This is a genomic window from Luxibacter massiliensis (assembly GCF_900604355.1).
Lineage (GTDB): Bacteria > Bacillota > Clostridia > Lachnospirales > Lachnospiraceae > Luxibacter > Luxibacter massiliensis.
Window position 1 is genome coordinate 533,743 of sequence record NZ_UWOE01000001.1, and the last position, 20,804, is coordinate 554,546.

17 protein-coding genes are annotated in these 20,804 nt (G+C 44.6%); 16 read left to right on the forward strand and 1 reads right to left on the reverse strand.

The features are described 5' to 3' along the window. Nucleotides 1-255 precede the first annotated feature (255 nt). The 3 genes from EFA47_RS02690 (at nucleotide 256) to trxA (ending at nucleotide 3,554) form a co-directional block, all read left to right on the forward strand. On the forward strand, nucleotides 256-2,346 hold the full coding sequence (locus EFA47_RS02690; protein ID WP_122641894.1) for a penicillin-binding transpeptidase domain-containing protein: 2,091 nt from the start codon (nucleotides 256-258) through the stop codon (nucleotides 2,344-2,346). A gap of 38 nt (nucleotides 2,347-2,384) precedes the next feature. Further along, nucleotides 2,385-3,041 (forward strand): Crp/Fnr family transcriptional regulator, encoded by a 657-nt coding sequence (locus EFA47_RS02695; RefSeq protein ID WP_122641895.1) that lies wholly within the window; start codon nucleotides 2,385-2,387, stop codon nucleotides 3,039-3,041. Between the two features lie 204 nt (nucleotides 3,042-3,245). Beyond that, the gene (trxA, locus tag EFA47_RS02700; RefSeq protein ID WP_122641896.1) at nucleotides 3,246-3,554 is read left to right on the forward strand and encodes a thioredoxin; all 309 of its coding nucleotides are present in this window, start codon (nucleotides 3,246-3,248) and stop codon (nucleotides 3,552-3,554) included. A gap of 166 nt (nucleotides 3,555-3,720) precedes the next feature. Here trxA and abc-f read toward each other — a convergent pair whose 3' ends face one another. Beyond that, nucleotides 3,721-5,199, reverse strand: a complete 1,479-nt coding sequence (abc-f, locus tag EFA47_RS02705) for a ribosomal protection-like ABC-F family protein (protein WP_122641897.1) — start codon at nucleotides 5,197-5,199, stop codon at nucleotides 3,721-3,723. Between the two features lie 761 nt (nucleotides 5,200-5,960). Here abc-f and EFA47_RS02715 point away from each other — a divergent pair. The 13 genes from EFA47_RS02715 to ftsX all read left to right on the forward strand — a co-directional run bounded on the left by EFA47_RS02715 (nucleotide 5,961) and on the right by ftsX (nucleotide 20,804). Continuing rightward, entirely contained in the window at nucleotides 5,961-9,326 is a 3,366-nt protein-coding gene (locus EFA47_RS02715) for a PD-(D/E)XK nuclease family protein (protein ID WP_122641899.1), read from the forward strand. Continuing rightward, complete coding sequence (gene addA, locus EFA47_RS02720; RefSeq protein WP_122641900.1) at nucleotides 9,307-12,966, forward strand: helicase-exonuclease AddAB subunit AddA; 3,660 nt, start codon at nucleotides 9,307-9,309, stop codon at nucleotides 12,964-12,966. The genes EFA47_RS02715 and addA overlap by 20 nt, the downstream gene beginning before the upstream one ends. Further along, nucleotides 12,959-13,354, forward strand: a complete 396-nt coding sequence (locus tag EFA47_RS02725; protein WP_306438855.1) for a DUF1294 domain-containing protein — start codon at nucleotides 12,959-12,961, stop codon at nucleotides 13,352-13,354. The genes addA and EFA47_RS02725 overlap by 8 nt, the downstream gene beginning before the upstream one ends. Before the next feature lie 257 nt (nucleotides 13,355-13,611). Beyond that, the gene (locus EFA47_RS02730) at nucleotides 13,612-13,935 is read left to right on the forward strand and encodes a PadR family transcriptional regulator (protein WP_122641901.1); all 324 of its coding nucleotides are present in this window, start codon (nucleotides 13,612-13,614) and stop codon (nucleotides 13,933-13,935) included. Next, complete coding sequence (locus EFA47_RS02735) at nucleotides 13,932-14,693, forward strand: DUF1700 domain-containing protein (protein ID WP_122641902.1); 762 nt, start codon at nucleotides 13,932-13,934, stop codon at nucleotides 14,691-14,693. The genes EFA47_RS02730 and EFA47_RS02735 overlap by 4 nt, the downstream gene beginning before the upstream one ends. Nucleotides 14,694-14,696: 3 nt before the next feature. Then, nucleotides 14,697-15,566: a DUF4097 family beta strand repeat-containing protein gene (locus tag EFA47_RS02740; protein ID WP_122641903.1), complete on the forward strand. Its 870-nt coding sequence runs from the start codon at nucleotides 14,697-14,699 to the stop codon at nucleotides 15,564-15,566. A 28-nt stretch (nucleotides 15,567-15,594) separates the two neighbouring features. Continuing rightward, on the forward strand, nucleotides 15,595-15,780 hold the full coding sequence (locus tag EFA47_RS02745; protein ID WP_122641904.1) for a PspC domain-containing protein: 186 nt from the start codon (nucleotides 15,595-15,597) through the stop codon (nucleotides 15,778-15,780). Nucleotides 15,781-16,015: 235 nt separating this feature from the next. Further along, nucleotides 16,016-16,201 (forward strand): small, acid-soluble spore protein, alpha/beta type, encoded by a 186-nt coding sequence (locus tag EFA47_RS02750; RefSeq protein ID WP_122641905.1) that lies wholly within the window; start codon nucleotides 16,016-16,018, stop codon nucleotides 16,199-16,201. A 60-nt stretch (nucleotides 16,202-16,261) separates the two neighbouring features. Then, nucleotides 16,262-16,933 (forward strand): WecB/TagA/CpsF family glycosyltransferase, encoded by a 672-nt coding sequence (locus EFA47_RS02755; RefSeq protein WP_122641906.1) that lies wholly within the window; start codon nucleotides 16,262-16,264, stop codon nucleotides 16,931-16,933. 3 nt (nucleotides 16,934-16,936) lie between these two features. Next, a complete protein-coding gene (locus EFA47_RS02760; RefSeq protein WP_122641907.1) occupies nucleotides 16,937-17,806 on the forward strand; it encodes a YitT family protein in 870 nt (289 codons plus the stop codon). A gap of 195 nt (nucleotides 17,807-18,001) precedes the next feature. After that, on the forward strand, nucleotides 18,002-19,093 hold the full coding sequence (locus EFA47_RS02765; RefSeq protein WP_122641908.1) for a PucR family transcriptional regulator: 1,092 nt from the start codon (nucleotides 18,002-18,004) through the stop codon (nucleotides 19,091-19,093). A gap of 81 nt (nucleotides 19,094-19,174) precedes the next feature. After that, nucleotides 19,175-19,861 (forward strand): cell division ATP-binding protein FtsE, encoded by a 687-nt coding sequence (gene ftsE, locus EFA47_RS02770; protein ID WP_122641909.1) that lies wholly within the window; start codon nucleotides 19,175-19,177, stop codon nucleotides 19,859-19,861. Then, nucleotides 19,851-20,804: a permease-like cell division protein FtsX gene (ftsX, locus tag EFA47_RS02775; RefSeq protein WP_122641910.1), complete on the forward strand. Its 954-nt coding sequence runs from the start codon at nucleotides 19,851-19,853 to the stop codon at nucleotides 20,802-20,804. Before ftsE ends, ftsX begins: the two co-directional genes overlap by 11 nt.

A 20,804-nucleotide genomic window follows, 5' to 3' on the forward strand; every position in this document is an offset into this window, starting at 1 on the left:
AGAATCAGGCGGAAGAACGGATGACAGGGAACCGGTAGCATTGGATGCAATGTTATCGGTTTTTCCAATACCCACAGTCAGTCCAATGCAGCTATACAAGATAAATGAGGGATTGACAGATAAAAACTACATATGTAATATTAAAAGCAGCAAGTTGTACTTTATCATTTATCTTACCAAGCCTGAGTATGAATGAGAAAGTATAATGCATGTAATCAGCAGTCAGTTTGCATATATAAAGAAGGGGGGATTTTTATGCCATCCAGAAAAGAATATAAAAAACAAAAAGGCCGTCAGGGCGGCAAAAAGTTTAAATGGGTTTTGCCCGTAGTTCTGGCTGTGCTCATCGTACTTGCAGCCATAGGGGCATTTTCAGTGCGGACGATACTGAAGATGCGCCCGGCGCCGGAGGACAGCCTTAAGCAGTATTTTTCCCTTTTAGAAAAGGGAGAGTATGAAGATATGTATAACATGCTGGATGCAGGGACGAAGCAGAGTGTATCCCAGGAGGATTTTATTAACCGAAACCAGAATATTTATGAAGGCATCCGTGCAGCCAATATAAAAGTCCAGGCAAAAGGGGAGCCGAAATACCAGGACGGCAAAAAGCGCGTATCATTGACTTATACATCAGATATGGATACATTGGCTGGGAAGATAACTTTTGACAATAAAATGCAGCTGGTAAAAGAAGATGGGCAGTACTGTATTGTGTGGGATTCCACCTTGATTTTTCCAGCCTTAAAAAATGAATATAAAATACAGATTAATACGGAATCAGCAGTGCGGGGTTCCATATTGGACAGGAATGGGCAGATGCTGGCCGGGCAGGGGTTAGTCTCAGAGGTAGGGATAGTTCCGGGGAAGCTGGGGGAGGATGCAGACGGGGCTATTCGAAAAGCAGGAGAGATTCTGGATATGACGGAGGACGAGATACGGCAGAGGCTGGACGCCTCCTATGTACAGGAGGATTCCTTTGTCCCACTGAAGGCTGTGGCAAAGAACAGTACAGATGTGGAGGAGGAGCTGCTGAAAATTCCTGGCATCATGATCAATGACCAGGAGGAAAGGGTGTATCCCTTTGGGGCGGCGGCCGGACATCTTACAGGCTATGTACAGTCTGTCACAGCGGAGGATTTGGAGGAACTGGAAGGAAAAGGATACCATGAGAATAGTGTTATAGGTAAATCTGGACTTGAACTGGCATATGAGGAAGAGCTGAGGGCCATTGATGGATATAGCATTAATATTGTGGATGCGGATGGCGTAAATATAGAAACAGTGGCTCTTTTGCCGGCACAAAACGGAAAGGATATCCAGCTTACGGTGGATGCGGATGTGCAGAACAAGGCTTATGAACAGTTCGCATCAGACCCTGGTGTGGCGGCGGCCATGAATCCAAAGACAGGAGAAGTACTTGCCCTGGTGAGCACTCCTGGGTTTGACCCCAATGAGTTTGTCATGGGAATGTCTGATAAGCGGTGGAATGAACTGAGCAATGATGAAAATAAGCCGCTGATGAACCGTTTTTACAACACATGGGTTCCCGGCTCTACTTTTAAGGCTGTGACTGCTGCTATAGGACTTGAGAGTGGAAAACTGGATCCGGAAGCTAACATGGGGTATGTGGGACTGAAATGGCAGAAGGATGGAAGCTGGGGAGATTATTTTGTCACCACGCTGACTGATTATGGGGAGACAGTGAATTTGGAAAATGCCCTTGTCTACTCTGACAATATATATTTTGCAAGGGCAGCTTTGGATATAGGGCAGGATGATCTGATCCAGAAATTTAAGACTATGGGTTTTGAGGAGGAGATTCCGTTTGAACTGGAGTTGGCAGTCTCTACTTATGATGATGATGACAATATAGATTCTGATATCCAGCTGGCAGATACAGGTTATGGCCAGGGCCAGCTTCTTGTGAATCCTGTCCATATGCTCTCTATGTACACCATGTTTGTAAATAGTGGGGATATGGTACAGCCTACGCTTATTTACCAAGAGTCACCACAGCCGGTAATGTGGAAAAAGCAGGTTATTTCCCCCCAGACCGCGGAGACTGTGAAAAATGATCTGATACAGGTCATTGAAAACCCCTCGGGCACGGGGGCAGGCGCCAGGATTGAAGGGATCACCATGTTGGGAAAGACGGGGACTGCGGAGATCAAGGAAAGCCAGGATGATACGGCTGGCATAGAGAGAGGCTGGTTTATATGTGAGACAACAGAGGATATAGAGAAGCCAATTGTGGCAGCAGGCATGGTGGAAGATGTGAAGGAGAAAGGCGGGAGCAATTATGTGACCGATAAGGTGAGAGAAATTGTGGCTGCCTATGAACAGTGATTGCTATTGAATGAAAGGAGGTACAGACAGGGCGTAAAATGAAAGAGTTATTGAAAAATACCCTTCCTTTTTGGAATGACCTTACAGAGGAAGAAAAGAACAGGTTAGCATTACAGGTGATGGAAAGCTCCTATGAGAAGGGCAGTGTGCTTCATTATGGAGGGCGGGAATGTGCCGGGGTCCAGATTATCAGAAAGGGCCAGGCAAGAGTTTTTGTGACTTCCCCGGCAGGGGGAGAGATTACTTTGTTCCGCCTGCTGGGCGGCGATGTAAGTATATTAAGCGCAGCATGTATGATGAGAGGTTTGGATATAGAGCTGGATATGGAGATAGAAGAGGATTCAGTCATATGTACAATACCTAAAATACTTTATAAAGAGATTAGTGACAAAAATGCAAAGGTAAAAGATTATACTCTGGAGATGATATCAGAAAGGTTTTCAGATATTATGTGGCTGTTCAATCAGTATGTATTTTCCAATGTGGCCTCCCGCCTGGCAGATTCGATTTTGGAGCACAGGGCACTGGGCGGGACAGATAATCTCACTATTACCCATGATGCCCTGGCAAGGGACATTGGGACAGCAAGGGAAGTTGTAACAAGACTTTTAAAGCAGTTCCAGACTGACGGACTGGTGAGGCTCACCAGAGGCCATGTGGAGGTATTAGATGCTGTGAAGCTGGGTAAAGTATAATATAGATTGTTTTGTGATTTTGTCACAGAAAAATACTGGATATGTGGTATACTATAACCAGTGACAGAGAAGTCAAAGACCACGATGCAGGCATCGGGGGATTAGACCCCTGCGGCAGCCGGCAGATGGATATGTAAACATGTCCGCCGGGTTCGTTGCCCGCGGGAATAAACAATATTATATAGAATCAAAGGAGGAAATAAAATGTCAGTTGTCAAACTTACAACAGAAAATTTTGAGCAGGAAGTGATTCATTCAGATAAACCAGTACTGGTTGATTTTTATGCAGATTGGTGCGGCCCGTGTAAAATGATGGCTCCGGTGGTAGAGGAGATTGCTGCAGAGAAGGAAGATGTGAAGGTAGGAAAGTTAAATATTGATGAAGAAATGGAAATTGCCCAGAAATATAAGGTTATGAGCATCCCTACATTTATGGTATTTAAAGGAGGGGAGGCAGTAAAAAGAGATATGGGGGCAAAGCCAAAAAGTGAAGTGATCTCCATGTTTGAGTAGGCATTGCCTATTTTGCGCCAATTTCTGGCGGGTATACAGGACTGTACGGCAGGGTGTTTTAAGCAGGACATTTTCAGGTATAATATGGGCGGCAATCCGCCCTATGAATATATCTGAAAGTGTCCTGCTTTTATACTCAGGCGCCCAGGCGTTGTTTGTGCTGAATTTAGAAGGTTATAGTGTGGGTTGCAATCCTTTCCTGAAAGGCTTTGTCATGCTCTATGAAGATCATGGCCGGGGCATATTCTGTAAGAAGTGCCTCTATCTGCATGCGGGAGAATACATCTATAAAATTTAAGGGTTCATCCCAGAAAAACAGGTGGGCAGGTTCGCAGAGACTTTTCGCTAAAAGTACTTTCTTTTTCTGCCCCTGGCTGAAATTTTGGATGGGTTTCTCAAACTGTATCCGTTCGATCCCTAATTTTCTAAGTACTGTCTTAAAAGTACTTTCATTTAACCCATAGGTCCTGGAAAACTCAGTCAAAGTACCCTGCATCCAGGTGGTATCTTGAGGGATATAGGATATTTTGATACCAGTTCCTATATAGAAGGAACCTTTGTGAGGAACGGGGTCTCCCAGCAAAAGCCTCATCAGACTGGTCTTTCCGCAGCCATTTTTTCCTTTCAGGCATATACGGTCCCCCTTGTGTACAGAAAAGCTGATATTTTGGCATACGGATATATCCCCATAGGAGATGCTGATATTATCTGCGGATAAAAGCAGGCTTGAGTGCCAGGGCAGGGAGTTTAGTTTCAGGTTCTCAGCCGTCTCAATATTTTTAAGCAGCTTTTCCTTTTCGCAAAGTGCATGTTCTTCTCTGTTCTGGATGGATTTTGCACGTTTCATCATTTTGGCTGCCTGATGTCCAATATGCCCTCTGTCCGGCTTAAGTCCGCCAACACGGGTTCCGGTCTTAGTTTTTTCAATTTTGTTGGACCATGCCGCGTTCTGCCGGGAGGATTCTTTAAGCCGGCGGATCTCTCCCTTTAATTGGATGCTGCGTTCTTCTTCCATTTTGTCTAGCGCCTTTTTATTCTCATACCAGGAAGTGAAGTTTCCCTTTTGGAGCTCTATATTCGCCTTGTTTATTGAAAGTATATGGTCAACACACTTATCCAGAAAGAACCGGTCGTGGGAAACCAGGATAAATCCTTTTTTAGAGAGCAGATATTCAGCTACTAGTTTTCTGGCATGTTCATCCAGATGATTGGTGGGTTCGTCAATTAACAGAAATGCATTGTCCCTGAGAAAGAGGGCTGCAAGCAGAGTCTTTGTCTGCTCGCCATTGCTGAGTGTCCGAAAAGGACGGTAAAGTACCCCGGGATCAGTGCCTAACAAGTTTAATTCTCTGAATATCTGCCAGTCTTCTGCCTGGGGTGATATTCTTTCTACTATAGAAAGTGTGATTTCATTAGGTGTATCCACAGGATATGGGAAGTATTCAAAGCATACATTGGAATGGATGGCTCCCCTATACTCGTATTTGTCCATAAGCAGATTTAGAAAGGTAGTTTTGCCCCGGCCATTTCTGCCGATAAAGCCAAGCTTCCAGTCTGTATCTATCTGGAAGGAGACGTCCTGGAATATATAGTCAAAGCTGCTGTCATAGGAAAATGTTAGGTTGGATATTTGTATTCTTGACATAAATGTACCTCCTGATTTTAACGGGACAGGCAGACCGTATCTGCCCATATTATAAAAAGGCCGCAGGAAAGTTGATTCCTGCGGCCTCTGTAACATTAAATAATGGTATATACAATGCCCACATGATTATAGAAGACACCATGCCACGTTACGAGAAGAAGATGAATGAACTTTCCTGTGCCTGCACAACAAAAAACGGACAATATAAGTGTACAATGTCCTTTGCTTTTGCCAGTAATTTGCTGTGCATGTAAAATTAACAGGAAAAATTCTTCATTCTTTCATCTCCAATCTTTGATCTAAAAAGGATACATCCTTAAGGGGATGCTTTAGACTTGTCTGCTGATATGGTAACAGATGCATGGCCCTATGTCAATTATGTAACGCCAGGAATTTTTCTAAATTAATTTGAAAAAGTATGCCCAGAGGGCACCCCTTAATCCATGCCCTTTGGGTATGCTTATTGAACTACTAATATTCAATAAGGAATACTTATTGAACTACTAATATTCAATAAGGAATACTTATTGAACTACTAATATTCAATAAGGAATACTTATTGAACTACTAATGTTCAATAAGGTATATTCCAGTGCAGGAATAAATTCCATAGGGTTATTCTAAAGTACGAAAAAATGCTAATCTATGAAAAATGTGTTAGAATTAAAAAATAGTTTCAAAAAGCCTGCCAAAAGCAGCCCTCATTTTTTTCATGGGGTTAAGGTAAGCAGGCAGAATATAGATTTTAAATGGAGGCTTATATGTCACTACAATTTATTTTGGGAAATTCAGGGGCAGGGAAATCTTATTATCTGTATCAAAAAATCATAAAGGAATCTATGGAAAATCCCGGCATGAATTATCTGGTCATTGTGCCTGAGCAGTTTACCATGCAGACGCAGAAGGATTTATGTGCTATGCATCCAAGACGTGGGATCATGAATATTGATGTGCTGAGTTTTGGCCGTCTTGCACACCGTATCTTTGAGGAAACAGGGGGGGATGCAAAGCATGTCCTGGATGATGAGGGGAAAAACCTGATTCTGAGGAAGATTGCGGGAAACTATGGGCAGGATTTAAAAGTACTGGGGGGGAATCTGAAGAAGCAGGGATATATCAGTGAGGTAAAATCTGTAATTTCTGAGTTCACCCAATATGGGATAGGGTTTGATGAGCTGGATCAATTGATGGGAGAGTTGGGGGCGGGAAGCTACTTATATTATAAACTGGAAGATATACGCAAGATATATGAAGGGTTTGAGAAATATCTTGCGGACAAATATATTACAAAGGAGGAACTTCTGGATGTGCTGAGCGACGCGGTGCCACGTTCCGGCCTTTTAAAAAAGAGTGTGGTGGCACTGGACGGATTTACAGGTTTTACGCCTGTGCAGAATAAGCTACTGGGCGAACTGATGAAAGTGTGCAGCAAGGTTTTTGTCACTGCAGTTATGGACAGAAGGGAGGATCCGTATGTATACAGGCATCCCTACCAGTTATTTGGCCTAAGCAAGCAGATGCTCTCCGGCCTGATAAAGACTGCCGGTGAATGTAAGGCTGGCCTGGAGGATGCGGTCATGTTATATCAAAAGCCTTCCTATAGATTCCGGGATAATGCCGTTCTAGGCTTTCTGGAAGAGGAGCTGTTTAGATATTCCAGGAACCAGTATACTAAGGACCAGGACAGACTTACCATACATGTGGCCAGAAATCCAAAGAAGGAGGCAGAGGCGGTTGCCTTACGGGTCCGTTTCCTTGTCAGGGAGAAGGGACTTCGCTACAGAGATATTGGGGTCATAGCCAGTGACCTGAACGTATATGCCGCGCACCTGGAAAAGGCTTTTGAAAATTGTGGGATACCAGCTTTTATGGACCATAAAAAAAGCATCCTCCAAAATGCTTTTGTAGAATATCTGCGCAGCCTTCTGGTTATGGCAGAACAGAATTTTTCCTACGAGAGCGTGTTCCGTTTTTTGAGGACTCAGATGACGGACTTTACGGCGGAAGAAACAGACTGTATGGAAAACTATGTGCTGGCGCTGGGGATAAAGGGGTATAAAAACTGGCAGAGGGCCTGGGTGAGGCAGACAAGGGAAACAGGTTTAAAGGAGCTGGAGACATTAAACGGATATAGGGTACGGTTCGTGGAAGGTGTGGATTCTCTCATGTATATTTTGAGACAGCGCAGTAAGACTGTACGGGATATTACGGAAGCTGTCTATGAATATCTGGAAGGACAGAATTGCCAAATCCGGCTCAAAGAGATGGAAGATACATTTATGGAAACCGGCGAGCTTGCCCTGGCAAAAGAGTACGCCCAGGTCTACAGGATTGTTATAGAACTGTTTGACAAGTTTGCAGAGCTTTTAGGAGATGAGAAAATTTCTCTCAGGGAATACTGTGACCTGCTGGACGCCGGCCTGGAGGAGGCGAAAGTGGGGGTAATTCCGCCCAGCTTGGACCAGGTAGTTATCGGGGATGTGGAAAGGACACGGCTGAAGGATATTAAGGCGCTCTTTTTTGTGGGGGCAAATGATACGCTGCTTCCGGGAAAGCTGGGGCAGGGCGGGTTATTGTCAGAGAGGGACAGGGAGCAGTTTAAACAGAGGAAATTGTCTCTTTCCCCAGGGGCAAAGGAAAAGACTTATATACAGAAATTCTATTTATATATGAACCTGACAAAGCCTACAGAATATTTATCTTTATCATTCTGCAAGGTTTCAGGGGATGGAAAAACGCTGCGCCCGGCTTATCTTATCCAGGATATCAGAAAGCTGTTCCCGGCTCTTAAGATTGTGGAGGAGGAAGAACAGGCACTGGCAGAGCGTGAGCTGACGGCAAAAACAGGGATGGAGTATTTAATACAGGGTATACAAAATAAGGCTGGGGGGCTTTCCACCGAATGGAAAGAACTCTACACGTGGTATGCTAAGAATCCAGAAGCAGGGGATACTGGACGGATGCTGGAAGCCGCATTTTTTAAAAAGGAGGCGGACCGCCTGACGAAGGAAACTGCAACTGCCTTATATGGGGAGGGGGGGCGGTTTAGTGTTACCAGGCTGGAGCGGTTTGCGGCATGCGCATATGCCCATTTCCTGACCTATGGACTTAAGCTGTCGGACAGAGAACAATATCAGTTTGAGGCCATGGATTTAGGGAACATTGCACATCAATCTATGGAGAGGTTTGCCAGAAAGGCCGACGCCTGTAAAACAACGTGGCCGATGCTCACAGAGGAAGAGAGGGATGGCCTGATTGAGCAGAGCGTGGAGGAAAGTATTCTGGATTATGGAAACACGGTGCTTTACAGCAATGCCCGCAATGAGTATATGATCACCCGCATTAAGAAGCTGATCCACCGTTCTGTCTGGGCCCTTACCGAGCAATTAAGGAAAGGAGATTTTGTCCCGGGAGGCTACGAGATCGAGTTTGGAAGGGGAAAAATTGACAGAATCGACCTGTGCGAGGATGGACGTCAGGTTTATGTGAAAGTTACAGACTATAAAACGGGGGCAAAGGCCTTTGATATAACCGCGTTTTACTATGGCCTTCAGCTCCAGCTGCCAGTCTATCTCAATGCAGCCATGGAGATAGAGAAAAAGAAGCATCCGGGCAAAGATATCGTTCCTGCCGGTATTTTTTATTATCGGATGCAGGATCCAATTGTAGAGAAGGAAAAGGATGATGCCCTGCTTAAGGAAAAGCTGCTCAGAGAGCTTAAGCTGGATGGACTGGTCAATGGGGATGAGCAGATTATCAGCCATCTGGAAAGAGATTTAACTGGCACTTCTAATCTGATACCAGTGGGGAGAAATAAAGATGGAAGCCTGAGCCGTTATTCGAAAACCCTTGAACCAGATGATTTTGACAGTTTTCTCGCCTACACGAGGGAAAAAGAAAAAGAACTGGGGGAACAGATTACAGATGGACAGGTGCAGGCTGCACCCTATGAACTGAACGGGCAGACAGGATGTGATTACTGTGCATACAGAGATATATGTGGTTTTGACCCCAGGCTTGACGGGTATAGCTATAAGAGCTTGGTAAAGCTCACCAGGGAAGAAGTGGTTGGGCTGATGAGAAAAATAAAAGAAACAGGGGGAGAAGATACGGATGCAGTGGACTGAGGAACAGCAAAAGGTGATTGAACTAAGGGAAAGAAATATCCTTGTCTCGGCAGCAGCAGGCTCAGGCAAGACGGCCGTGTTGGTAGAGCGTATTATCCGTATGCTTACAGACCGTGACAAGCCTGTGGACGTGGACAGGCTTTTAATTGTAACTTTTACAGAGGCTGCGGCAGCGGAGATGAAGGAACGTATCAGAGCTGCAATTGAGGATGCCCTTGAGAGGCGGCCTGGAGATGTGCATCTGCAGAGACAGTCTACTCTGATACACAATGCGCCTATTACGACTATACATAGTTTTTGCCTGTCTGTAATACGGGAGCATTTTCATGTGCTGGATCTGGACCCAGGCTTTCGTATTGCAGAGGAAGGCGAGCTGAAGCTGCTGCGCCAGGATGTGCTGGATGAATTGCTGGAAGAGTGTTACAGGGAAGGGGAGCCTGTATTTCTTGCATTCGTAGAAAAGTTTGGGCGTGGCCGGAACGATAAAAAAATAGAAGAGCTTATTTTAAGCCTTTACGACTATTCCAGAAGTTATCCCCAGCCTGAAAAGTGGCTTGAGGCCTGTGGGGAGGCATACTACATAGACCCAGGCAATCCAGAGGAATCAGAATGTGCCAGCCGTGTAAAGGAGCTGGCCCGGCTTAAAATGGAGGATATTCTGGCCGTCCTGGAGGAGGGGGCGGGGATATGTGAACTGTCGGACGGCCCTTACATGTATGCAGATATGCTTGCATCAGACAAGGAGGCTGTTATGGCTGCACTTAAGGCAGAGTCCTTTGATGATATATATCAATCTGTCCGTCAGATCACGTGGAAACGCCTATCGGCAAAGAAGGACGAGTCTGTAGACCCAGAAAAGAAAGAACAGGTAAAGGGCCTGAGGGAGAAGGCTAAAAAGATGCTGAAGGACACAATAGCAGCCTGTTTTTTTGAGGAACCTGAAGAAATGTGGAAGGATATGAATGATTCCAGAGAAACAATAGAAGCACTGACTGGGCTTGTGGGGAAGTTTTCCAGGTTATTCTCAGAGAAAAAGCAGGACCGCAATATGATTGATTTCGGCGATATGGAGCAGTTCGCGTTAAAGATACTGACCCATGAGGAGGAGGGGAGGCTGGTTCCATCTATTGTAGCCGCAGAGTACCAGGAGCAGTTCGTGGAGGTTATGATTGACGAATACCAGGACAGCAACCTGATTCAGGAAGCAATACTGACCAGTGTATCTACAGTGAGCAGGGACAGGAATAATATTTTTATGGTAGGCGATGTCAAGCAGAGTATTTACCGGTTCCGGCTCTCCAGGCCTGAACTGTTTATGGAGAAATATGACAGTTACAGCCAGGAGGACAGTAAAACACAGCGGATTGACCTTCACAAAAATTTCAGAAGCAGAACAGAGGTGTTGGAGAGTATAAACTTTATATTTGAACATATTATGCAGAAGCCTCTGGGAGGCATTTGTTATGACGAACAGGCTGCACTGTATCCGGGGGCTGCTTATGAACCGCAGACAGATGCCCGGGGGAAGTCCTTCAACTTTACAGAACTTTTGCTTGTAGACACATCGGAGAATGTGGGTGAAGAGGAGGAAGGAACACAGATTGGCAAGCCATGGGAGGGAACAGACAGGGAGCAGGAGGCACAGGCCGTGGCCTGGCGTATTAAGGAACTTATGAGGACGGGAAAGGTGGTGGATAAGGCTACAGGAAGCTGCCGGACTCCCCGCTACAGTGATATTGTAATATTGACAAGGAGTGTAAAGGGATGGGCGGATGTATTTGCAGAGGTGCTTGCCGAGGAAGGGATACCAGCCTATACAGGAAGCAAGGAGGGATACTTTGAGACATATGAGATCAGTATTCTGTTGGACTACCTTAAAATCCTGGACAATTTCAGGCAAGAGCTTCCCCTGGCAGCAGTCCTTGCGTCTCCCCTGGCAGGCTTAAATGCCGGGCAGATGGCAAATATCAGAAATGCGTTCCCAGGACTGCCATTTTTTGAGGCGGTGGTTCAGTATTCTGAAAGCGTGGATTTAGAGGGAGAGACAAAAGATTTACTTATAAAATTTCTGGGCACATACAGGCAATATAGGCGGAAAGTACCGTATACGGCTATCCATGAGCTTCTGTGGGATATTATTGAAAACACAGGGTATGGGGTTTATATGTATTCTATGCCGGGAGGCACGCAGAGAATGGCAAACCTGGAAATGCTGGTGGAAAAAGCTTCTGCTTTTGAAAGTACAAGCTACAAAGGACTGTTTAATTTTGTGCGTTATATCGAACAGCTCCAGAAGTATGACGTGGATTACGGGGAGGCTGATGTAGAGGATGAACAGTCAGATACAGTCCGTATTATGACAATCCATAAAAGCAAGGGACTGGAATTTCCTATTGTATTTGTGGCTGGCATGGGGAAAAAGTTCAATATGCAGGATACTGCCGGCAGTATAGTGATCCATCCAGATTGGGGGATTGGCATAGATGCCGTTGATCTTGAAAGGCGGACAAAGATACCTACCATCCTAAAAAAGGTTATACAGGAAGAAATGATCAGGGAGAATCTTGGGGAAGAGCTGCGTGTCCTCTATGTTGCCCTGACAAGAGCGAAAGAGAAGCTAATTATGACGGCGGCCCTGCCTGGGGCAGGAGAGGCGGCGGAGCAGATTAAAAGTATGGTACAGGGCAGAGGCAAGGCAGGGCGGATCTGTACCTCAAAGAGTATGCCTCTCCCTATGTATGTACTTTCAGGCGCCAGGCGCTATCTGGATTGGATTATGCCCCTTCTGCCCGGTTTATCCGGGAGCGTTCCCATGGAATTTTTCGTTGTGGGGCGCCGTGAGGCATCAGAATATGCTGAAATAGAGAGAAGGGGGGAGAGCCTGGCAAGGGATGTGCTGGAGCACTGGGATACAGGGCAGGTATACCATGAGGCTCTCCGGGACAGGCTGGCAGGTCAGTTGGAGTATTCATACCCCTATATGCAGGAGGGCAGGCTCAAGCTGAAATTCACGGTCTCAGAGCTTAAGAAAAGAGCCTATCTGCAGGATGGTGACAGTGAAGAACTATATGCAGAACCAGAGGTCGTACCTCTGATCCCGTCATTTATAAAAGAGGAAAATAAACTGACAGGGGCATCAAGGGGAAGCGCCTACCATAAACTGTTGGAGATTTTAGACTTTTCTAAAAAATATGACGAGGCATCGCTGATCCAGGAGATAAACCAGTTTTTACAGGATAGAAAACTATCGGCAGATATGGCAGAGTGTATCCAGGCCCGGGATATATTGAAGTTTCTGCATAGCCCAAGCGGGACAAGGATGCATCTGGCTGCTGTAAAGGGACTGCTTGGCAAGGAGCAGCCTTTTGTGCTGGGAGTAGATGCGAAGGAAATCTATGTAGAAGAAAATCTGAATGAAATGATTTTAGTACAGGGAATTATTGATGCATATTTCGAAGAAGATGGGGAACTGACCGTGTTGGATTACAAGACGGATAAGGTCCGTTTTGCCTCTGAACTGAAAGAGAAGTACCATGCTCAGTTAGATTATTATGCACAGGCAATGGAACAGCTCACTGGGAAAAAGGTAAAAGAAAAAATTATTTATTCGTTTACTCTGGAAGAAGAGATATATGTATAATCAGGCAGAAAATAAAAGTGCCTTGCATATCCCCTACCAGCGTTATTCGCAGGGGGGATGGCGCGATACTGTTACTAGGGGCATCGGCGGGAGGAAAGGACGCGGCGGAGAATTAATGAAAGATATGTATATATTAAGTTATATTCTAATAATAAATTTTATTACATTTCTGGCTTTCGGGGAGGATAAACACAGAGCCAGGAAACAGCTGTGGAGAATTTCTGAGAAAACCCTCATGCTTCTGGCCGCTGCAGGTGGTTCCATAGGAGCGGCGGCAGGGATGAGGATTTTTCATCATAAGACAAAGAAAAGGCTGTTTAGGGCAGGAATACCTATATTCATTATACTGCATGTTTTTGCTGTGCTTGTGTATTTTAACCAGATTTGACAGGGGCGGCGGGAAAGCTTTATCTACTGGTTTCTGTATAAGAAGTACGTACATTATATTTTTATCAGGAGGCGTGTCATAACCGTTCTGTTATAGGCTATAGGCCTCAAAAAATAGAGGATAAAAACTAAAATCATAATTGACATCTAATACTATTTGATATATAATATAGAAAAATAAATAATATTAAGTATTCTGTAATATTAACAGTATCATAATATTGATGGTTTCATAATATTATAAAAAGGAGTGGTAATATGGTGTTCAATACCGGAGCAGCTCTGCTGGATGCAATAGTACTTGCGGTTGTGTCTGTGGAGAACGAAGGAACCTATGGTTACAAGATTACCCAGGATGTCCGCAGGGCAATTGATGTGTCGGAATCTACATTATATCCTGTCCTCAGGCGGCTCCAGAAAGACGAATGCCTGGAAGTATATGACAGGCAGTTTGACGGCCGGAACAGAAGATACTATAAGGTGACAGAGAAAGGGATGGCACAGTTGAATCTGTACAGGGTAGAGTGGAAGAACTATTCGAAGAAGATAAATGAGATTTTTGAGGGAGGTGTGACCGCATGAACCGAAAGGAATTTATGGAGAAACTTGAAGGATTGCTTGCAGGGATTCCGGCAGATGAAAGAGGCGAGGCACTCCAGTACTATACAGACTATTTTGAGGATGCGGGCAGTGAGAATGAGGAACAAGTCATCCGTGAGCTGGGCAGTCCAGAAAAGGTTGCATCCACTATTTGGGCAGATTTAAAGGGCGGCAGCAATGACAGTGGTGAGTTTACGGAGAATGGATACAGAGATGCAAGGTTCGAGAAGAAGGAGAATCCCGCCCGCCGTGGCTATGCATATAAAAAAGCAGAAAGCGGATATACTTATAGGGACCCGGAGGCCAAGAAAGCGAACGGGGGGGATTCCTATGAGGAGTATGGAAGCAGTGAACCGCCCAGAACGAGCAGGATGCTGAAGATTCTTCTGGTTATTTTAATTGTCCTGGCAGCTGTCCCATTTGCGATACCGGCTGCAATTGGAATCCTATGTGCTGTCTTGGGCATTGTCTGCGCAGCGTTTGGGTTATTTGCAGGCTTTGTCATTGGAGCGGTTGCTTTGATGGTTGTGGGGATCAGTATTTTTGTCCTGGGGTTGTGCAAGCTTTTAGTGGCTCTGCCGGTGGCCCTGCTGACAAGTGGGTCTGGGCTGATTATATTTGTGATTGGCCTGATTGCCACTGTGGCGTCTGTCAAGCTCTGCATGGTTATATGGCCTGCCATGTTCCGGATCCTTGTGAATATATGCAGATGGCCGTTTCACAGAAAGGTGGTGTCATAGACCATGAAAAAAGGATGGAAGATTTTCTGGGCAGTGTGTGCGTCTGCTGCTGGAGTGGGGATTATTCTATGCATTATCGGCGTGGGGATGGGAGGCAGCCTTACAGAAATAAACAGAGTATATGAATCAGGCAGATTTTTCAGTACTGGATATAACAGTGAAGAGATGGAGCATTTGGCAGCATCTGAGGATGGCGGTGGGCAATCGGGCAAAAATCCGGAGGACATAACCAAATATAGGGATATACATGAGCTTGAAGCAGAGCTGACCTATCTCACTGTCATATTGGAGGAGTATGAGGGGGACAGCGTGGAAGTAGATGCAAGCGATATAAGCAGTAAGCTGCAGGATAGGCTGATCTGTAAGCAGGAAGATGGTAAATTGGAGATAAATTATACGGATAAAGGACTCTGGAAACAGATTGGGAAAAATAATGCAGGGCGGCTTTTAATTAAAGTGCCGGCGGGCACTCAGTTTGAAGAGGTGTCTATGGGTATAGGGGCAGGTGAACTGTCCGCAGACAATATCCTGGCCAATAATCTGAAGATCAGCGTGGGCACGGGCACAGCGGACATTACTAGTTTTGAGTCAGAAGAATTGGAGGTGGAATGCGGTACCGGAATACTGACCCTTAAAGGGGAGGCAAGGAGTACGGCAGATATAGATTGCGGTATCGGCGAGGTCAACTGGGATGTTGTGGGGAGCGAAGAGAATTATAATTATAAAGTTAATTGTGGGATAGGGGCTGTTTCTGTAGGAAACAGAGACTACAGCGGTTTTTCAGGAGAAAGCTATGTAGATAATAGTGCTGCGGGAGAGATGGATATTAAATGTGGTATTGGGACAATAAATATAAATTTCGGTGAGGAATAATATAAAAGAAAGAGTAAGGAGGAGAAACATGTCAGATAAAAGATTATACCGTTCACGTGGAAACCGAATGCTATGTGGCGTGTGTGGAGGGATTGGCGAGTATTTTAATGTGGACCCCACAATCATACGCCTGGCCTTTGTACTGTTCGGCTGCACAGGCACAGGGATTGTGGCCTACTTTATTGCAGCGGTGATCATACCAGATGAGAGGTAGCCTCATAAGAATCTAATAAAAAAGCAGCTGTTAAAGCCGGTATTAGGACTTTTACTGTTTATATGCGGGGATATGCAAGGACGGCCCGCAGGTACAGGGAAGGCTTCTGGTCCCGGCTTTTTTGTTATGGAAATGGAGGTGTATATCTAATTTGTCTGGAGTTTTCTCGGAGTACATTGAATGTATTCTTGTTTTCAGGCAATACTTTTACAAAAAAAGGAAGGCAGGTATAATTATGTCAGAAAAAAAAGCAAAGCCAATTGATCTGAAAAATCTGGAACCAGAGGAAAAACTGAAATATGAAATTGCAGAGGAATTGGGACTTCTGGATAAGGTAATGGAACAGGGGTGGCGTTCTTTATCATCCAAGGAAACAGGAAGAATTGGAGGGATGATTACAAAAAGAAAGCGAAAGAGTTGAAATATCTGACATTTTTTGATACAATTGTACGACTGGGGAGAAGAAGCACAGGTGATGTGAATGGAAGAAAAGATTAATATCTTTGATGTGGAAATTGACGGGTTCACGGCAAAGGCCGCCATGCAGGCCGCTATGCAGTATATGCAGAGTGAATCTATCAATACGATAGAAGTTGTTACGCTGGATATGCTTATGCAGGGACAGGATAATCCTGAGTGGAAAGAAAACACGAAAGCCATGGATATGGTGCTTCCAGGGGAAATAGAGATACTGGAAGCAGCTGAGATAACAGACAGGAACCTGCTCAGGGACGTGGCCAATGAGGTGTTTCTGAAGATGTTCCTCAAATATCTTCAAAGAAACCGTAAGAGGGTATTCCTCATCGCACAGTCAGAGCAGGAGCTTACGACCCTCACAGGGGTGATGGGGAAGTATGGCAGGAATATAGGGATTGTGGGACAGGGCATTCTTGCAGATAATGGAAGGTCAGAGGAAGATATTATTAATGATGTAAACGGGGCAGAGACAGACTGTATACTTTCTGTACTGCCTTCACCGCAGCAGGAAGAGTTTATTGTGCGCAGCAGCGCCCTGCTCAATGCAAGAGTATGGCTGGGGTGCGGGAAAGCAATGATTGTCAACTACAATAAGAAAAACAAAGGGGGCGTCCGCAGGTTCTTTCTGAAACGTGTGTTTCGCTACCAAGTTGGAAAACAAAAAAAGGAGATTTAACCCATGGGCAGGTATCGGGAGAAATCTGTATACATGCAGTATATTTACATTGCTGTAGGCACAGGGATTGTTTCATTTGCCATAAAATGTATTTATGAGCCGAACAGCTTGGTAGTAGGAGGGTTTTCAGGACTTGCAATTATCATAAAAAGCCTCACTGAAGGGTTGGTTAAAGGCGGGATACCTCTTTGGATGACTAATATCGTCCTGAATGTGCCGGTTTTTCTGGCCGCACTGAAAGTGAAGGGAAAGGGATTCATTGGAAAGACCCTATTTGCCACGGCCATGGTCTCTGTGTGGCTGGGTGCCCTGCCAGAGTTTTCATTTATAAAAGACAATTTATTGCTGGCAGCCCTGTTTGGCGGCGCGCTTCAGGGAGTGGGCATGGGAATTGTGTTTTCTGCCAGGGCCACCACTGGGGGGACAGATATGGTTGGCGCGATTATCCAGAATTATCTGAGGCATTTTTCTGTGGCCCGTATTATGATGGTCATTGATGCCGCCATTGTGATTGCAGGAGGTTATATATTTGGACTTGAACGTGCATTGTATGCGATCATTACTATTGTGGTGGTGAACCGGATTGCAGATGCCATTATAGAGGGATTAAAGTTTGCAAAGGCGGCCTATATTATTACGGATAAGTATGAAGAGGTCTCTGAGGTAATTATGCATGAGATTGACAGGGGACTTACCGGGATATACGCAAAGGGCATGTATACGAGGAAGGACCGGTGCCTGCTATTCTGCGTTGTCACGAAAAAAGAACTGGTACATCTTAAGGAACTGGTCGGGAAAATAGATGAGAATGCGTTCATTATTGTCAGTGACGCAAGGGAAGTTATGGGGGAAGGATTTTTTCCAGTGGAATAAAATTTGTGAACTATGTATAGGCATAAAATATAAATTTTTTGTTAAAAATATGAGGAAATGCATAAATATTGTGGATTTCCTCTTTATTTTTTTGACGTTATGCATTAATATAGAGTTTGTATATGTGTGTCCGCATTTTTTTTGAATAAGAATTTTGTGAAAAATGCACATGGAAATGAGCGGAGGAGATAAAGTATGATTTCAAATCAGATACTGCAAAACACGATCGAAGGCTTGAAGGGTATTTCCAGAATTGATTTTTGCGTGCTGGATACAGAAGGTAAGGTGCTTGCTGCAACATTTGACGACATGAAAGATTACGAGAGTTCTGTTTTATCTTTTGTGGAATCTCCTGCTGACAGCCAGGTAATCCAGGGGTGTCAGTTTTTTAAGATCTTTGATGAGCAGCAGCTGGAGTATGTGCTGCTTGCCGGGGGTGAGAGCGAGGATGTATATATGGTGGGCAAGATTGCAGCCTTTCAGGTGCAGAGTCTTCTCATTGCCTATAAAGAAAGATTTGATAAGGATAATTTTATCAAAAACCTCCTGTTGGACAACCTTCTGTTAGTGGATATTTACAACAGAGCTAAAAAATTACATATTGACACAGAAGTAAAACGTGTTATCTTTATTATTGAAACATCTCATGAAAAAGATAGTGTGGCGTTGGACAATGTGAGGAACCTTCTGGGAGGGAAGTCAAAGGATTTTATAACCGCCGTTGATGAGAGGAATATCATCGTTGTAAAGGAGCTTTCCGACAAAGACGGAGGAAAAGAGCTCGAGAAGATGGCCAGGGATATGCTGGAGATTCTGAAGAATGACAGCGGGGAAGAGCATATCCATATTGCATACGGTACGGTTGTCAATGATATAAAGGAAGTCTCCAAATCTTATAAAGAGGCTAAATTAGCACTGGATGTGGGGAAGATATTCTTTGATGAGAAAGATATTGTAGCTTACAGTACGCTGGGCATAGGACGTTTGATTTACCAACTGCCGATACCACTGTGCAAGATGTTTATAAAGGAAATATTTGAGGGGAAATCTCCGGACGATTTTGATGAGGAGACATTGACGACAATCAATAAATTTTTTGAAAACAGTCTGAATGTATCAGAAACGTCCAGGCAGCTGTATATCCATAGGAATACCCTGGTATACCGGTTGGATAAGCTGCAGAAGAGTACAGGGTTAGATCTGCGTGTATTTGAAGATGCTATTACATTTAAGATCGCCTTGATGGTGGTGAAATATATGAAATATATGGAATCACTGGAATACTAAAGGGTACCCATAATACATGCCCTAATGGGCGGGTTCGCAGCTTATGCTGCGAATCATGGTATAAATAATTAGGAGGAACATATGATTGAATTAAAAAATGTTACGAAGGAGTACTCAAAGGGCAATGCTGCCTTGAATGGTGTAACGGTGAAGATCGAACAGGGGGAGTTCGTTTTCATTGTAGGGGACAGCGGTTCAGGAAAGTCTACTTTAATCCGCCTGATCATGAAGGAATTAGATCCGACAGACGGGACTATCATAGTCAATGGGCAGAATTTGAACAGAATGAGACATCGTCACATTGCAAAGTACAGGAGAGGACTGGGAGTGGTTTTCCAGGATTTCCGTCTGCTGAAAGACCGGAATATTTATGAAAATATCGCATTTGCACTGCGGGTGACAGAGACTTCCACCCGTGTTATAAAAAGGAAGGTACCCGCGGCGCTTTCTCTTGTGGGACTGGCCCAGAAGTATAAGTCATTTCCCAAAGAGCTGTCAGGGGGAGAGCAGCAGCGCGTGGCGATTGCAAGAGCGATTGTAAATGAACCTGCAATTTTGTTGGCCGACGAGCCGACTGGTAACCTGGATCCAACAAATTCATGGGAGATAATGAGTTTGTTGAAGGAAGCGAATGAGAGAGGGACAACAGTATTGGTTGTTACTCACAACCAGGAAATCGTAAATGAGATGAATGAACGCGTTATAACGATGAAACAGGGCGTTATCGTCAGTGATGAACAAAAAGGTGGGTATATAGATGAAAATTAGTACGTTAGGATATGTAGGGAAACAAGGGGTTAAGAATATTGGAAGAAACAAGATGTTTTCAATTGCATCTGTTGCAACCATGTCAGCTTGTATTTTCCTGTTTGGCCTGTTCTTTTCTATACTGCTGAATTTTCAGTATATAGTTAAGACAGCAGAGGAGGGTGTGGCTATCACAGTCTTTTTCGATGACGATGTGACACAGCGGCAGGTTGATGATATTGGCGAGTCTTTGCAGAGCCGGGATGATGTGTCGGAGGTGAATTATGTTTCGGCTGACGATGCCTGGGATAAATTTAAAAAAGAATATTTTAGTGATAATGAGGAACTCGCTGATGGATTTAAGAATGACAACCCCCTGGCTGGCTCAGATCATTACGAGGTGTATATGAAAACCATTGAGGATGATGGGGCAAGCCTTTCAGTCAGGAGTAAGTCTTTGGCTTCCACACAGCAGGATCTTGTAAAGTTTGCAAAAGGCCTGGATGGCGTGCGCAAGGTAAATAAATCAGATGTGGTTGCCAATACGCTTTCTAGTGTGAATGTGCTGGTAGGATATGTATCTATTGCGATTATCGCGATCTTGTTTGGCGTATCTATTTTCCTGATCAGTAATACTGTAACCATGGGCATTACGGTGCGGAAAGAGGAGATTGCGATTATGAAGTATATCGGTGCAAAGGACTTCGTGGTGCGGTCGCCCTTTGTCATAGAGGGCCTGATTATGGGGATATTTGGCGCCATTATACCTCTGGCATTGTTGTATGTGCTTTACGGGAAAGCCGTAGAATATGTGCTGACTAAGTTTAAAATTTTGAACAACATTATTGATTTCCTCCCGGTCACAAGTGTTTACCGGTATTTACTTCCAATTGGAATTCTGCTGGGTGTGGGGATCGGTTTCATAGGCAGCTACTTTACAGTGCGTAAACATCTGAAGGTATAG